Annotated in this window: 14 protein-coding genes; 11 read left to right on the top strand and 3 right to left on the bottom strand. The window is 66.9% G+C overall.

Features of this window, described 5'->3' with window-relative positions; translation table 11 throughout:
* The first annotated feature begins 1 nt into the window (after window position 1).
* Window positions 2-1,162: an acyl-CoA dehydrogenase family protein gene (locus D3654_RS03810; RefSeq protein ID WP_120520197.1), complete on the top strand. Its 1,161-nt coding sequence runs from the start codon at window positions 2-4 to the stop codon at window positions 1,160-1,162.
* A gap of 32 nt (window positions 1,163-1,194) precedes the next feature.
* Here the strand turns inward: D3654_RS03810 and D3654_RS03805 are convergent, their stop codons facing one another.
* Window positions 1,195-1,428, bottom strand: coding sequence for a DUF5703 family protein (locus D3654_RS03805; protein WP_120520196.1), 234 nt, complete (start codon window positions 1,426-1,428; stop codon window positions 1,195-1,197).
* 39 nt (window positions 1,429-1,467) lie between these two features.
* Here D3654_RS03805 and D3654_RS03800 point away from each other — a divergent pair, with 39 nt between their 5' ends.
* Window positions 1,468-1,737 (top strand): hypothetical protein, encoded by a 270-nt coding sequence (locus tag D3654_RS03800; protein ID WP_120520195.1) that lies wholly within the window; start codon window positions 1,468-1,470, stop codon window positions 1,735-1,737.
* A 77-nt stretch (window positions 1,738-1,814) separates the two neighbouring features.
* Here the strand turns inward: D3654_RS03800 and D3654_RS03795 are convergent, their stop codons facing one another.
* On the bottom strand, window positions 1,815-2,744 hold the full coding sequence (locus tag D3654_RS03795) for an aldo/keto reductase (protein WP_120520194.1): 930 nt from the start codon (window positions 2,742-2,744) through the stop codon (window positions 1,815-1,817).
* Window positions 2,745-2,795: 51 nt separating this feature from the next.
* Between D3654_RS03795 and D3654_RS03790 the strand changes: the two genes are divergently transcribed.
* Together D3654_RS03790 and mshC are read left to right on the top strand one after the other, a co-directional pair.
* Window positions 2,796-3,629, top strand: a complete 834-nt coding sequence (locus D3654_RS03790) for an undecaprenyl-diphosphate phosphatase (RefSeq protein ID WP_120520193.1) — start codon at window positions 2,796-2,798, stop codon at window positions 3,627-3,629.
* 16 nt (window positions 3,630-3,645) lie between these two features.
* Window positions 3,646-4,926, top strand: a complete 1,281-nt coding sequence (gene mshC / locus D3654_RS03785; RefSeq protein ID WP_120520192.1) for a cysteine--1-D-myo-inosityl 2-amino-2-deoxy-alpha-D-glucopyranoside ligase — start codon at window positions 3,646-3,648, stop codon at window positions 4,924-4,926.
* Between the two features lie 51 nt (window positions 4,927-4,977).
* Here mshC and D3654_RS03780 read toward each other — a convergent pair whose 3' ends face one another.
* Window positions 4,978-5,883, bottom strand: a complete 906-nt coding sequence (locus D3654_RS03780) for a PAC2 family protein (protein WP_120520191.1) — start codon at window positions 5,881-5,883, stop codon at window positions 4,978-4,980.
* Between the two features lie 149 nt (window positions 5,884-6,032).
* Here D3654_RS03780 and D3654_RS03775 point away from each other — a divergent pair, with 149 nt between their 5' ends.
* The 7 genes from D3654_RS03775 (at window position 6,033) to prcB (ending at window position 13,883) form a co-directional block, all read left to right on the top strand.
* Window positions 6,033-6,755, top strand: a complete 723-nt coding sequence (locus D3654_RS03775) for an HAD family hydrolase (RefSeq protein WP_120520190.1) — start codon at window positions 6,033-6,035, stop codon at window positions 6,753-6,755.
* Window positions 6,756-7,922, top strand: a complete 1,167-nt coding sequence (locus D3654_RS03770) for a site-2 protease family protein (protein ID WP_245413074.1) — start codon at window positions 6,756-6,758, stop codon at window positions 7,920-7,922.
* Between the two features lie 103 nt (window positions 7,923-8,025).
* The gene (locus D3654_RS03765) at window positions 8,026-9,084 is read left to right on the top strand and encodes a tRNA (adenine-N1)-methyltransferase (RefSeq protein WP_120520189.1); all 1,059 of its coding nucleotides are present in this window, start codon (window positions 8,026-8,028) and stop codon (window positions 9,082-9,084) included.
* Window positions 9,085-9,183: 99 nt separating this feature from the next.
* Window positions 9,184-10,989, top strand: a complete 1,806-nt coding sequence (arc, locus tag D3654_RS03760) for a proteasome ATPase (RefSeq protein WP_205571725.1) — start codon at window positions 9,184-9,186, stop codon at window positions 10,987-10,989.
* 50 nt (window positions 10,990-11,039) lie between these two features.
* On the top strand, window positions 11,040-12,656 hold the full coding sequence (gene dop, locus D3654_RS03755; protein ID WP_120520188.1) for a depupylase/deamidase Dop: 1,617 nt from the start codon (window positions 11,040-11,042) through the stop codon (window positions 12,654-12,656).
* Between the two features lie 146 nt (window positions 12,657-12,802).
* Window positions 12,803-13,006 (top strand): ubiquitin-like protein Pup, encoded by a 204-nt coding sequence (locus D3654_RS03750; RefSeq protein WP_120520187.1) that lies wholly within the window; start codon window positions 12,803-12,805, stop codon window positions 13,004-13,006.
* 67 nt (window positions 13,007-13,073) lie between these two features.
* Window positions 13,074-13,883: a proteasome subunit beta gene (prcB, locus tag D3654_RS03745; RefSeq protein WP_120520186.1), complete on the top strand. Its 810-nt coding sequence runs from the start codon at window positions 13,074-13,076 to the stop codon at window positions 13,881-13,883.

Raw genomic sequence — 13,883 nt, 5'->3', positions numbered from 1 at the left:
CGTGACCCCCGAAGAGATCCTGCCGGACGCGCTGCTGGAACGGATCCGGGCCAGGGCCGCAGGTTATGACCGGGACAATTCCTTCTTCGACGAGGACCTGCGGGACCTGGAGGACGCCGGGTACCTGAAGCTCTTCGTCCCCGAGTCCGACGGCGGCCGCGGCCTTGGGCTTGCGGAGGTCGCCGCCGTGCAGCGGCGGCTTGCCGGGGCGGCGCCGGCCACGGCGCTCGGGGTGAACATGCACCTGGTGTGGACCGGCGTCGCGCGTGTGCTGGACAACCTGGGCGACGGCTCGCTCTCCTTCGTCCTGGAGGAGGCCGCCGCTGGCGAACTGTTCGCCTTCGCGATCTCGGAGGCGGGCAACGATTCCATGCTCTTCGATTCCGGAACCGTCGCGGCTCCGCTGCAGGACGGCGGGTACAGCTTCACCGGGCGCAAGATCTTCACGAGCCTGTCCCCGGCCTGGACCCGCCTGGGAACCTTCGGCAAGGACAGCACGGCGCGCGACGGCGACGGCGAACTGGTCTACGGCTTCATCAACCGGGAGACACCGGGACATTCCACGGTGGGGGACTGGGACACCCTGGGCATGCGAGCCAGCCAGTCCAACACGACGCTGCTGGAGGGCGCCGTGGTTCCCCCGGAGCGGATTTTCCGGAAGCTTCCGACCGCGCCCAACCAGGATCCCCTGATCTTCGCGATTTTCGCGTGCTTCGAGACGCTCCTCGCCGCCGTCTACACAGGCATCGCGGAACGGGCCTTTGAGCTGGCGGTCGAGGCCGTCAAACGCCGCACCTCAGCCAAGTACGGCGGGCGCAGCTTCGCCCAGGATCCGGACATCCGCTGGAAGGTCGCCGACGCCGCGATGGCGCTGGACGCCGTGCAGGCCCAGTTGGGCGGGATTGCCCGTGACGTGGACGCCGGCACAGACCATGGAAACCTGTGGTTCGCCAAACTGGTCGGTGTGAAGCTGCGGGCTACGGAAACGGCCCGCGCTGTGGTGGACACGGCCATCCGGGTCTCGGGCGGTGCCAGCTACTTCAGGGGAGCCGAACTCGAGCGCCTGTACCGGGACGTGCTCGCGGGCATCTTCCACCCGTCCAACGACGAGTCGGCGCACAATACGGTGGCCAATGCCTGGCTGGGGCCGTTGGAACGCTGATCCGGGGCCGACCCCGGGACGGGGCGGGAGCCTCAGACCGTGCGCTGTACGGTGAGCACTTTGCGGCGCATCCAGAAACGCCGGCCGCCGCCCATGTAGAGCACGCTGCGCTCCAATTCCCACTTGCCGTACTCGGAATGTTCAACGAGCCGGCGCCGGGCATCCGGCAGGGAATCGTCAGGCGCCACCGTCAGTACCAGGTACTCGTACTGCCTTGCGTTGTCCCTTTGGCGTTCGACGGAACTGCCTAGAATTTGTTCCCTCATCCCTCTCCATTTTCGTCGTTTTCGGGCTAACGTGAAGTCATGAGCATCGATCCGCGTGTCGCGCTTCAGTCACTGACAGCAGCTTTGGAGGAACACCTCGTCGCCGCGTCCGCCCGCCGGGGTGAAGGTGATCCTACCGTCGAAGCGGCGTTTTTTGCCGTGGCCGACGCTTTTGAAGTGTACGAGGATGCTCTGTACGAGGCATACACCGAAGTCACGCCGTTGCAGGTCTTCGACGAAGATGAAGAGAACGACGACGAGGACAGTGAACTGCTCGACGAGGACGAACTCGAGATCCTCGACCAGTAGCCGTAACGCAGTAACCGTAACGCAGTTCAGCAAGACGGCCCAGTAGGCAGCTCACTGACGCCACACGGGAAACCCCGTCAGGCGGACACGTCCTCCAGTGCCCGCGCGATTTCCGCGGGAAGCGGCGCGGGCTTCGTCTCGAGAAGTTCCTTCAGCTGCACCGCATTCCTCGGTCCGACGACGGCGGTGGCCACCGCCGGGCGGTTCAGCACCCAGGCCAGCGCAACGTCCAGGGCCGAGCGGCCCAGCCCCTTGGCCGCCATGTGCACGGCCTCGACCACGCGGGAATCCCGTGCTTCGAGGTACTTGCCCACGTAGCCTGCCAGCCGGTCGCCGGCCGCGCGGGAACCGGCCGGGATCTGCCCGCGGTACTTCCCGCTCAACACGCCGCGACCCAGCGGTGCCCACGCCATGAGCCCCAACCCGGCGTCCTCGACGGCGGGCAGCAGCTCGGCTTCCGGGCCGCGGTTGAGCAGGGAATATTCCGACTGGTTTGCAACGATCGGGAACCCTGCGACGGCTGCGGCTTTCGCGCTCTGCCAGCCGTTGAAGTTCGAGATGCCCACATAGCGCGCGCGTCCGCTGCGCAGGGCCAGTTCGAGGGCAGACAGCGTTTCGTCCAACGGAACGTTGGCGTCCCAGCACTGGACGAACCAGAGGTCGAGGTAGTCGGTGCCGAGCCGCGCGAGGCTGGCGTCCAGCGCAGACAGCATGGCACCGCGGGAGGCGTCCACACGCTGGCGGCCTTCCCGGCTCGAGGCTCCCGCTTTGCTGGAAATGACCAGCTCGGAGCGGGAAACCACGTCGCCCAGCATTGAACCGAGCATCGCTTCGGCCTCGCCTCCCGAGTACGACGCCGCGGTGTCCACCACGGTGCCGCCGGCCGCGACAAAAGTGTGCAGCAGTTCCATCGCATCCTGCTCATCGGTCTCCTGGGCCCAGGACATGGTGCCCAGGGAAAGGACCGAGGTCCTGAGGCCGCTGTTGCCGACATAACGCTGCTGCATGGTGCTAGCTTACGGGCAGTTGAAGGACATGATGACGTAGGGTCTATTCACGTGAACTGGTTAGAAGCGGCCCTCCTCGGCCTGGTGCAGGGACTCACCGAATTCCTTCCGATTTCCTCGAGCGCGCATCTGCGGATTGTGGGTGCTTTCCTGCCCAATGCGGCCGATCCCGGCGCCGCTTTTACGGCGATCACGCAGCTGGGCACGGAGACCGCCGTCATCGTGTTCTTCTGGCGCGACATCGTCCGGATCGTGCGGGCCTGGTTCGGTTCCCTGCGCGGCAAGGTGGCCCGGAATGATCCCGACGCCCGCATGGGCTGGCTGGTGATCCTCGGCAGCCTGCCGATCATCGTGCTAGGCCTGCTATTCCAGGACCAGATCGAATCGGTACTCCGCAGCATGTGGATCGTGGCCACCATGCTGATCGTCTTCGGCATGATCCTGGCCGTGGCCGACGCCACCGGCAAACAGGAACGCGACCTCGCCCAACTCAGCTACAAGCACGGCATCCTCTACGGTTTCGCCCAGGCCCTGGCCCTGATTCCCGGGGTGTCCCGCTCCGGCGGCACCATCACGGCCGGCCTGCTCATGGGCTACACCCGTGAAGCCGCGGCACGCTATTCCTTCCTGCTGGCGATTCCGGCTGTTTTCGGCAGCGGCCTTTACCAGCTCTACAAAGTACTCAGCAAAGACGGCATCACCGGGCCCTACGGCCTGCCGGAGACCGCCCTCGCCACGGTGATTGCCTTCGCGGTGGGCTACGTAATCATCGGCTGGTTCCTGAAGTTCGTTTCCACCCGCAGCTACCGCTTGTTCGTCTGGTACCGGATCCTCCTCGGCCTGGCCCTCTACCTCCTCCTCGGTTTCAATGTCATCAGCGCCTAGCACTATCGTTGAGGCTGTGAAATCGTGGACCTCCCGCCCAGTACCCGAGCTTCCCGGGGCCATGCCCCAGCTGCGGCTCTTCGACACCGCCAAGGACGCCGTCGTCGACATCCCGGTCCGCGCGGAGCAATCCCTTTATGTCTGCGGCATTACTCCCTATGACGCCACCCACATGGGCCACGCCTCAAGCTACGTGGCGTTCGACCTGCTGAACCGTGCCTGGCGCGACGGCGGGCAGCGCGTGGCCTACGTGCAGAACGTCACCGACATCGACGATCCGCTGCTGGAACGCGCCAACGCGACCGGCGTTGACTGGCGCGACCTCGCAGCCAGCCAGATCGAGCTGTTCCACGGCGACATGACCGCCCTGAACGTCCTCGCCCCGGACAACTACATCGGCGCGGTCGAAGCAATCCCGCTGATCGTCCCCGCCATTGAGAAGCTGATCGCGGACGGCCTCGCGTACCGGGTGGACGGCACCGGCGGCGAGCCCGACGGCGATGTCTACTACGACGTCGACGAGGCCGGGAAGCGTTCGGACAGCGAAGAGGCGTGGCGGCTCGGCGACGTCTCCGGACTGAGCGAGGCGGACATGCTGCCGCTGTTCGCCGAACGTGGCGGCGATCCGGGACGTGCCGGCAAACGGAACGTCCTCGACCCGCTGCTTTGGCGGGTGGCCCGTGACGGCGAACCAAGCTGGCCAGGCGCCAGCCTGGGCGAGGGCCGGCCCGGATGGCACATCGAATGTACAGTGATCGCCCGCGAATACCTGCCCGCTCCCTTCACCGTGCAGGGCGGCGGGTCCGACCTCGTGTTCCCGCACCACGAAATGGGAGCCGGCCACGCCTGGTCGATCGGCGGCGTTCCGCTCGCCCGGCATTACGCCCACGCCGGCATGGTAGGGCTCGACGGCGAGAAGATGAGCAAGTCGCTCGGCAACCTCGTGCTCGTGTCCAAGCTGCGCGCGGCCGGGGAAGAAGCCCCGGCAATCCGCCTGGCGATCCTCGCAAACCACTACCGTTCCGACTGGTCCTGGACCGCGGAAGGCTTCGACGCGGCGAAGGAACGGCTTGCGCTGTGGCGCGCGGCCCGCGATGCTGCGCCTGCCGGAACCGTTGCCGCCCTGCTCGGCAGGATGCGCAGCGAACTTGCCGACGACCTCAACGCGCCCGGCGCGCTGGCCGCCGTCGACGAGTGGGCAAAGTCAGCCCTCGACGCCGGCGCGCCGGTTGCCTCGGACGTTGACGCCGCCTTGTTCTCGGACGCGGTCGACGCCCTGCTCGGCGTCGAACTCTAAGGTCCGGCAAAGAAAACCCCGCCCGGAGGACCGGGCGGGGTTTTTCGCTGCCTAGGGCTTCCCCTTGTCGCGGCGCTTGAGGTAGCGCTCGAACTCCCGGGCGATGGATTCACCCGTTGCCTCAGGCAGGTCAGCGGTGTCCTTGGCCTCTTCCAACTGCCGGACGTAGGCGGCGATTTCCGGGTCGTCCGTGGCGAGTTCGTTGACACCACGCTCCCAGGCCTCGGCGTCTTCAGCCAGGGACTGGGTGTCGAGCGGCAGCTGGAGCAGGTCCTCCACCTTGTGCAGGATCGCCAGCTGGGCCTTCGGGGAGGGCGCCTGGGACACGTAATGCGGGACGGCCGCCCACAGGGAGATGGTGGGAAGCCCTGCCAGCATGGCAAATTCGGCCAGGACGCCCACGATGCCCACGGGCCCCTCGTACTGGCTGGCCTCGAGGTTCAGCCGCTGCCTCAGGGCATTGTCTTCCGTGCTGGTGCTCACCGGGATCGGCCTGCTGTGCGGAACATCGGCCAGGAGTGCGCCCAGGAGGACCACATAGTCGACTTTGAGGGCCTCGGCGTGCACCAGGAGCTCGGTAGTGTAGGCGCGCCACCGGTAGGAAGGCTCCGTGCCGAGCACCACCACCACGTCCACGTTGCTATCCGGAACGCTTGCCCGGTACAGGCGGGTGGAGGGCCATTTCACCCTGCGTTCCCCGGACGAGGTGCGGCGGACGGTCGGGCGGGTGAACTGGAAATCGTAGTAGTCGTCGGCGTCCACGGTGGCCACCTTCTTGCCCTGCCACAGCTTGTTCAGGTAGCGCAGCGCGTCACTGGCCGCTTCGCCGGCGTCATTCCAGCCCTCGAAGGCGGCAAGCATCACGGTGGTCCTCTTGCCCTCCTGCGCCGCTTGCAGGAGGTGCTCGGTTTCGCGGGGGGTTTCCTGTCCGTCGCGGGCTCCGTCCAAACTGTTCATTCCCTCACCCTACGTCGAAGGACCCCGGCTGTGCATGGCATCACACGCCGCTGCCGCCGGCACTTGAGTTCCCCCTCCGTTCCACGGCGGGGCCTGACGGGCCTGGAGGCGTCCGGAGCCAGCCCCTCCGGGCACGTAGACTGGACCATATGCATGCCACCCCCTCCCAGCCCCGCCTGAAAGCCGCCCTCTGGGACATGGATGGCACCCTGGTGGACACCGAGCCCTACTGGATCGCAGCCGAACACGCCCTCGTGGAAGCCCACGGCGGGCAGTGGTCGCACGAGCAAGCCATGCAGCTCGTAGGCCAGTCCCTGATGCACTCGGCCGGCATCCTGCAGGGCGCCGGGGTGCGGATGGAAAAGCGCGAGATCATCGACACCCTCAGCACCCAGGTCATCGAACGCATCAAGCATGAGGTCCCGTGGCGCCCGGGCGCCCGGGAACTGCTCGAGGAACTCCACGGCGCCGGCGTCCGTTGTGCGCTCGTGACGATGTCCGAAGGACCCTTGGCCCGCGAGGTCGTGGCCAGCCTCCCCAAGCCCTATTTCGAGTTCCTGGTCACCGGTGACTCCGTCAGCCAGGGCAAACCCCACCCGGAGGCGTACCTCACCGCCGTCGAACGCCTGCGCGTCTCGGACCCCGAACTGACCGTGGACCACTGCGTAGCGCTCGAAGACTCCGTTCCCGGCGTGACGGCTGCCCTCGCCTCGGGAGTGGTGACGGTGGGGATCCCGCACCAGATGCCGCTGCCCGACGACGGCAACCGCACTACGTGGAGCACCCTTTCCGGGCGCACCGTCGCCGAACTTGAGCAGCTCGTCACGGACCGCGCCCAGCTGGCCGGGGCCCTCCTTGAAGGAGCAAACTAGGTGGCCCGCAGCGACGCGGACCATGGCGCCCATAGCGGCCACAAGGACGGTATCCGGCTCGGCAGGATCGCCGGCATCCCGGTGTACCTTGCCTATTCCTGGTTCGTGATCGCGCTCTTCATCGTGATCTCCAACGGGCCGCCCCTGCTGGCCGTCGCTCCGGGCCTTGGACCGGCTGCCTACCTCGTCGCCTTCGCTTACGCTGTGCTCCTGGCATTGTCCGTGCTGGTTCACGAACTGGCGCACGCCTTCAGCGCCCGCATGTTCGGCTGGCCCACGGACAGGATCGTGCTGAACCTTTGGGGCGGCCACACCCAGTTCGAAAGCTTCACGGCATCGCCCGGCCGTTCGGTCATCGTTGCGCTGGCCGGGCCCGCGGCCAACTTCCTGCTTGCCGGCGCGGCCTGGCTGCTGGTGGACGCCCATGTCTTCTCCGGTGTGGCAGACAGGTTGCTCAACATCACCATGTGGGTGAACTTCCTGATCGGCGTCTTCAACGTGCTCCCCGGGCTGCCCCTGGATGGCGGACGCCTTGTGGAGTCCGCCGTATGGAAGGCCACAGGAAGCCAGGAGAAGGGCACCATCGCCGCTGGCTGGACCGGCCGCGGCATCGTCGTTGCCCTGCTTGCATGGTTCATTGTGCTGCCCTGGCTGCGCGGCGAGAGTCTGGACTTCGCCCAGACAATCATCGCCATCCTGGTCTGCGGCTTCCTCTGGTTGGGCGCCTCGTCGGCCATCAGCCAGGCCGCAATGCGCAGCCGCCTTCGCTTCGTCAACGCAGGCGCCCTGGCCGAACCCGCCGTCGGCGTCCCGGACACGGCCAGCGTGGCAGACGCGCTGCGGCTTTCCCCGGAAGGCCGGCCCGCCGTCGTCGTGCAGTATCCGGACGGCCGCCCCAGGGCGTGGGTGGTTCCCTCTTCGGCGCTGGCGGTACCGCCCGCACGACAGTCGACGACGCCGGTCACGGCCGTCGCCGCGGCCCTGGCGCCGGGCGCGTATGTTCCGCGGACTGCCGGCGGGCAGGAACTCATCCAGTACCTGGCCCATCTGGAAGGCGGCGAGTATGCGGTGGTGGACGACTCCGGCGCTGTCACCGGGCTGCTGCGGCAGCAGGCCGTAGTGAGCGCCATTACAGGTAAAGATGCCCGCCGGAGCGGGCGCCCCTAGCAGCTTCCCGGTAGAGTTACCTGCCTGCCACGAATTAATCCGGACACCGCCGCCTCCGCGGCGCGAATCCACGGCCAGCCTGACAAAAGCGAGGAACACATCCATGAGCAGGGAAACCGCCGCCAGCAATGACACCCTGGCGACCGGCGCGGACACTTCGGCAAGCCAGGCGACGGGAGCGGCACGCCGGCGCGGACCGTTCCGGATCGGCGAGCGTGTCCAGCTCACGGATGAACGCGGCCGCATGAACACCATCACGCTTGAAGTGGGCGGTGCCTTCCACACGCACCGCGGCTTCCTGAACCATGACGAGATCATCGGCAAGGTGGATGGATCGGTGGTCGCCAACAACATCGGCCAGCAGTACCAGACCCTGCGCCCCCTGCTTTCGGACTTCGTGCTCTCCATGCCCCGTGGCGCGGCGGTGGTCTACCCGAAGGATGCCGGCCAGATCGTCACCATGGCGGACATCTTCCCCGGCGCCCGCGTGGTGGAAGCCGGCGTGGGCTCCGGCGCCCTCTCGATCTCCCTGCTGCGTGCCGTGGGCGACGCCGGCTACCTTCACTCCTTTGAACGCCGCGAGGAATTCGCGGACATTGCGCGCGGTAACGTGGAAACCATCTTCGGCGGCCCGCACCCGGCCTGGAAGATCTCCCTGGGTGACTTCCAGGAGGAAGTGGTCCGCAGCGAGGAACCCGGCTCCGTGGACCGCGTGGTGCTGGACATGCTCGCCCCCTGGGAATGCATCGACGCCGTCGCCACCGTCCTTGCACCCGGCGGCGTGTGGATCAACTACGTCGCCACCGTCACCCAGCTCTCCCGCACGGCAGAGGCGATCCGGGCCGATGGACGCTTCACCGAGCCCGACGCCTGGGAATCCATGGTCCGCGGCTGGCACCTCGAAGGCCTGGCCGTGCGCCCGGACCACCGCATGGTGGCACACACCGGCTTCCTGCTGGTCACCCGCCGCCTGGCCGACGGCGTCACCGGAATTTCCACCAAGCGGCGCCCCTCCAAGACCGAATTCAGCGAAGAAGACCTGAACGCCTGGACTCCCGGTGCGGTCGGGGAGCGCGCGGTTTCGGACAAGAAGCTCCGCCGCGCTGCCCGCGACGCCATCGCCGGCACGAACGTCGTGGACGCCCCCGGCGAGGACGGCTAGCGAAGATCACAAACTGGTCCGCATTCCGGATGTCAGAGCCTTCCCGGGCCTTTTGAGGGCTAAGGTCTATCTATAGACGCAGGAAGGGGCTGATGCTTCGTGGATACCACGAACAACGATTTCGGACTGACACCGGAAGAGTCCTCCGCAAACGCGGAAGGCACAGTGGAACGCGGTCTGGCCGCGCTTGGACCGAAGCCGGGAGAAGGCGAGCTGACAGTCGCCGAGCGGCAGATCAACATCCTTCGAGACAAACTCCGGCACATCGACCGGCAACTTGCGGCGGCAACCCAGAACAACAGCAAGCTCGTCACCATGCTGGAAACGGCGAAGGCCGAAATCGTCCGGCTCAAGAGCGCCCTGGAGCAGGACGGCCAGCCGCCGTACAGCTTCGGTACCATCCTGCAGATCAATCCGCGCCGCCAATCAACGGCCGGCAACGCCGGACAGGCCGCCACGGAGGAATCCGTGGACATCTTCAATGCGGGCCGCAAAATGCGCGTCGGCATCAGCCCGCTGGTCAACGTCAACCAGCTGGCCGTGGGCCAGGAAGTGCTGCTGAACGAAGCACTGCTGGTGGTCATGGCCCTCGGCTACGAACGGGCCGGCGAACTGGTCACGTTGAAGGAAATGCTGGGCCACGACCGGGCCCTGGTGGTCGGCCGCGCTGACGAGGAACGGGTGGTCCGGCTCTCCGGTGCCCTGCAACGGCAGTCCCTGCGGGTCGGCGATGCCCTCTCCCTGGATTCGCGCACCGGGTACGTCCTGGAGAAGGTGCCCCGCGCCGAAGTCGAAAACCTGGTCCTGGAAGAAGTCCCGGACATCACCTACGAAGACATTGGCGGCCTCGGCCCGCAGATCGAGCAGATCCGCGACGCCGTCGAGCTTCCCTTCCTGCACCCGGACCTGTACCGCGAGCACGGGCTCAAGGCGCCCAAGGGCATCCTCCTCTACGGCCCTCCCGGCTGCGGCAAGACCCTGATCGCCAAAGCCGTGGCCAACTCCCTGGCCGCCCGGGCCGGCGAGCGTGCGGGCAACACCGAGCTGCAGAGCTACTTCCTCAACATCAAGGGCCCCGAGCTCCTGGACAAGTATGTGGGCGAGACCGAACGGCACATCCGCCTGATTTTCGCCCGGGCACGGGAGAAGGCGTCCGACGGCAGCCCTGTGGTGGTCTTCTTCGACGAAATGGACTCGCTGTTCCGCACCCGCGGCACCGGGGTGTCCTCCGACGTCGAAACCACCATCGTGCCGCAGCTCCTGAGCGAGATCGACGGCGTGGAGCGGCTGGACAACGTGATCGTGATCGGCGCGTCAAACCGTGAAGACATGATCGACCCCGCCATCCTGCGGCCCGGCCGCCTCGACGTGAAGGTCAAGATCCAGCGCCCGGATGCCGAAGCAGCCGCGGACATCTTCGCCAAATACATCACCACGGACCTGCCGTTCCACCCGAACGACCTCGCCGAACACGGCGGCGACGTTCAGTCCACGGTCGACGCGATGGTCCAGCGGACCGTGGAGGCGATGTACTCCACCGAGAAGTCCAACGAATACCTCGAAGTGACCTACGCCAACGGCGACACCGAGATGCTGTACTTCAAGGACTTCAACTCGGGCGCCGTGATCCAGAACGTGGTGGACCGTGCCAAGAAGTACGCCATCAAGGACCTGCTGACCACCAAGCAGAAAGGCCTGCGGATCGACCACCTGCTGCGCGCGGTCGTGGACGAATTCCGTGAGCATGAGGACATGCCCAACACCACCAACCCGGACGATTGGGCACGCATCTCCGGCAAGAAGGGCGAACGCATCACCTACATCCGCACCATCGTCCAGGGCAAGGCAGGCCAGGAGCCCGGGAAGTCGATCGAGACGACTCCGAACACCGGCCAGTACCTGTGACCCCGGGAAGCGAGGCGCTGCCGGGGAACGACCTCCCGGCAGGCGGAGCCATGCGCGTCATGGGCTCCGAAACGGAGTACGGCATCCACGCCCCGTCCGCCCCCGGCGCCAACGCCACCATGATGTCTGCCCGGGTCATCCAGGCCTACGCCCAGATCACCCGGCAGAAGACTGCCGGGGGAGCGGAGACCCGCTGGGACTACACGGACGAGGAGCCGCTGCATGACGCCCGCGGCTGGACCCTGGAGCGCAGCGCCGCCGACCCCAGCCAGCTGACGGACCAGCCGCCGGTGCTCGACGCCGAAGCGGTGGCCCTCGCGTACGGCCGGCAGGAACTGGAGGCCGACGGTTCGGACGAGACCGGTTCGCTCCTGATGAACATGGTTCTCGGCAACGGTGCACGGCTCTATGTGGACCACGCCCACCCGGAATACTCGAGCCCCGAGGTGACCAACCCGCTGGCGGCGGTCACCTGGGACGCCGCCGGCGACCTGGTGGCGCTGGCCGCGGTCCGGAAGCTCGCCGCCGACCCGGAGCTGCCGCCAATCAACCTCTACAAGAACAACACCGACAACAAGTCAGTCTCCTACGGCTCCCATGAGAACTACCTCATGCCGCGTTCGGTGCCGTTCGGGGAGATCGTGCGCGGACTCACGCCCTTCTTCGTCACGCGGCAGGTCATCTGTGGCGCGGGACGGGTGGGGCTGAGCCAGGACGGTTCCCGGCCCGGCTACCAGATCAGCCAGCGCGCGGACTTCTTCGAGGCCGAAGTCGGGCTCGAAACCACCATCCGCCGGCCGATCATCAACACCCGCGACGAACCGCATGCCACTGCGGACAAGTACCGGCGGCTGCACGTCATCATCGGCGACGCCAACCTGAGCCAGGTTTCGAACTACCTCAAGTTCGGCACCACGGCCATGGTGCTGAGCCTGATCGAGGCCGGCCAGGCTCCAAGAATCGAGCTCCACGAACCGGTGGCGGCGCTGCAGGAAGTCAGTCACGACACCTCGCTCAGCACCACCGTCCGCCTGCTGGACGGCCGCCGCGTAACGGCGCTGGACATCCAGTGGATCTACTACGAGGCCGCGGCCAAGCTTGCCCAGGAAACAGGCGTCTCGGACGCGGTCAGCGGCGACGGACACACGCAAGGCGTGCTGGAACGCTGGGAGTCCGTCCTCACCCTGCTCGGCTCCAACCCGCCGGCTGCTGCCTCCTCGGTGGAATGGCTCGCGAAGCTGGCCCTCCTTGAGGGGTACCGCAGGCGCGACGGGCTCGAATGGGGCGACGCCCGGTTGGGCCTCGTGGACCTGCAATGGTCCGACATCCGCCCCGAGAAGGGGCTGTACTACCGGATGCTCGCCAGGGAGCGGATGCAGCGCTTGGTCGACGACGGCGCGATCGCCCGTGCCGCCGTCGAACCTCCCGCCGATACGCGGGCCTTCTTCCGCGGAAAGTGCGTTTCAACGTTCGGCAAGCAGGTGGTCGGGGCCAGCTGGGACTCGGTCATCTTCGATGTCCCCGGCATCGGAAAACTGCAGCGCGTGCCCACCAGGGAACCGCTCCGCGGCACCGAATCGCTCACCGGCGAGCTGTTCCGGAAGCACGCCACGGCCGAGGGATTCCTCGGCGAACTGCTCGGCCCGCCGCCGGCTCCGCGGGGCTGAACGGCAGGCCCGCGGTACGGCGCGAATCGCCTGCGGGAAAACAGCAGCACGGCCGCCCGCACCGTGGCAATATGGCATTACAGGGAGTCCCCACAGCAGTTCCACTCCGGAACCGCCGCCCAGGGGCAAAGAGAATGGAGAGGGTCATGGCAGCCCAGGAACAACAACAGCCGCAGTCCCGGGATACCGAGATCGAAGACGAGGTACCCGAGGCACCTCCGGCTACACCGGACGCCCAGGCATCCGCAGCCACCCAGGGCGTGGACGACCTGTTGGACGAAATCGACGGCGTGCTTGAATCCAACGCCGAAGAGTTTGTCCGCGCATTCGTGCAAAAGGGCGGCCAATAGCGGCAGGGCCCCACCCACTGCCCGGCCGGCGCCGGGCCCCGGATGTCATCGTCGAAGGAGCGCAGCAGTGCACGAGCTAACGGCCGGCTTCCCGGCCACCCAGGCAACGTCGTCATTCACCGAGTATCTGCAGCGCTCAAGACCTGAACTCCTTCCCGGCAGCCAGTTGCTCCCCGCCGGGCAGCTACCGCAGGCACCCCACGCCACCACCATCGTTGCCCTGGCCTACCCGGGCGGCGTGCTGATGGCGGGGGACCGGCGGGCCACCATGGGCAACGTCATCGCCAGCAGGCATATCGAAAAAGTCTTCCCGGCCGACAGCTACTCAGTGCTGGGCATCGCCGGGACGGCCGGCCTGGCTATCGACATCACCAAGCTCTTCCAGGTGGAACTGGAGCACTACGAAAAGATCGAAGGCACCCTGCTCAGCCTGGACGGCAAAGCCAACCGGCTCGGTGCCATGATCCGCAGCAACCTGCCCATGGCAATGCAGGGAATGGCCGTGGTGCCGCTGTTCGCCGGTTTCGACCAGGTGGCCCAGCTCGGCCGCCTGTTCTCCTATGACGTCACGGGCGGCCGCTACGAGGAACAGGAACACCACTCCGTGGGCTCGGGTTCCGTCTTCGCCCGTGGCGCCCTCAAGAAACTGTGGCGCCCCAACCTTTCCGAGACCGAGGCTGTGGCTGTCGCCGTCGAGGCCCTTTATGATGCCGCCGACGACGACTCCGCCACAGGCGGTCCGGATCCCGTCCGGCAGCTATGGCCCGTGGTGTACACCGTGAACCGGGCAGGCGCCCGCCGGGTGCCGGAGCGGGAACTGGCCGACATCGCCGGCCGGATCGCAAGCTCACGCACGATCGAAGGAAGGGAGGCCTGA

Origin of the sequence: Arthrobacter celericrescens (assembly GCF_003614925.1) — a bacterium.
Classification (GTDB): Bacteria; Actinomycetota; Actinomycetes; order Actinomycetales; family Micrococcaceae; genus Arthrobacter; species Arthrobacter celericrescens.
The sequence above is the reverse complement of the archived record's forward strand: the minus strand, read 5'-3'. Positions and strand labels throughout refer to the sequence as shown.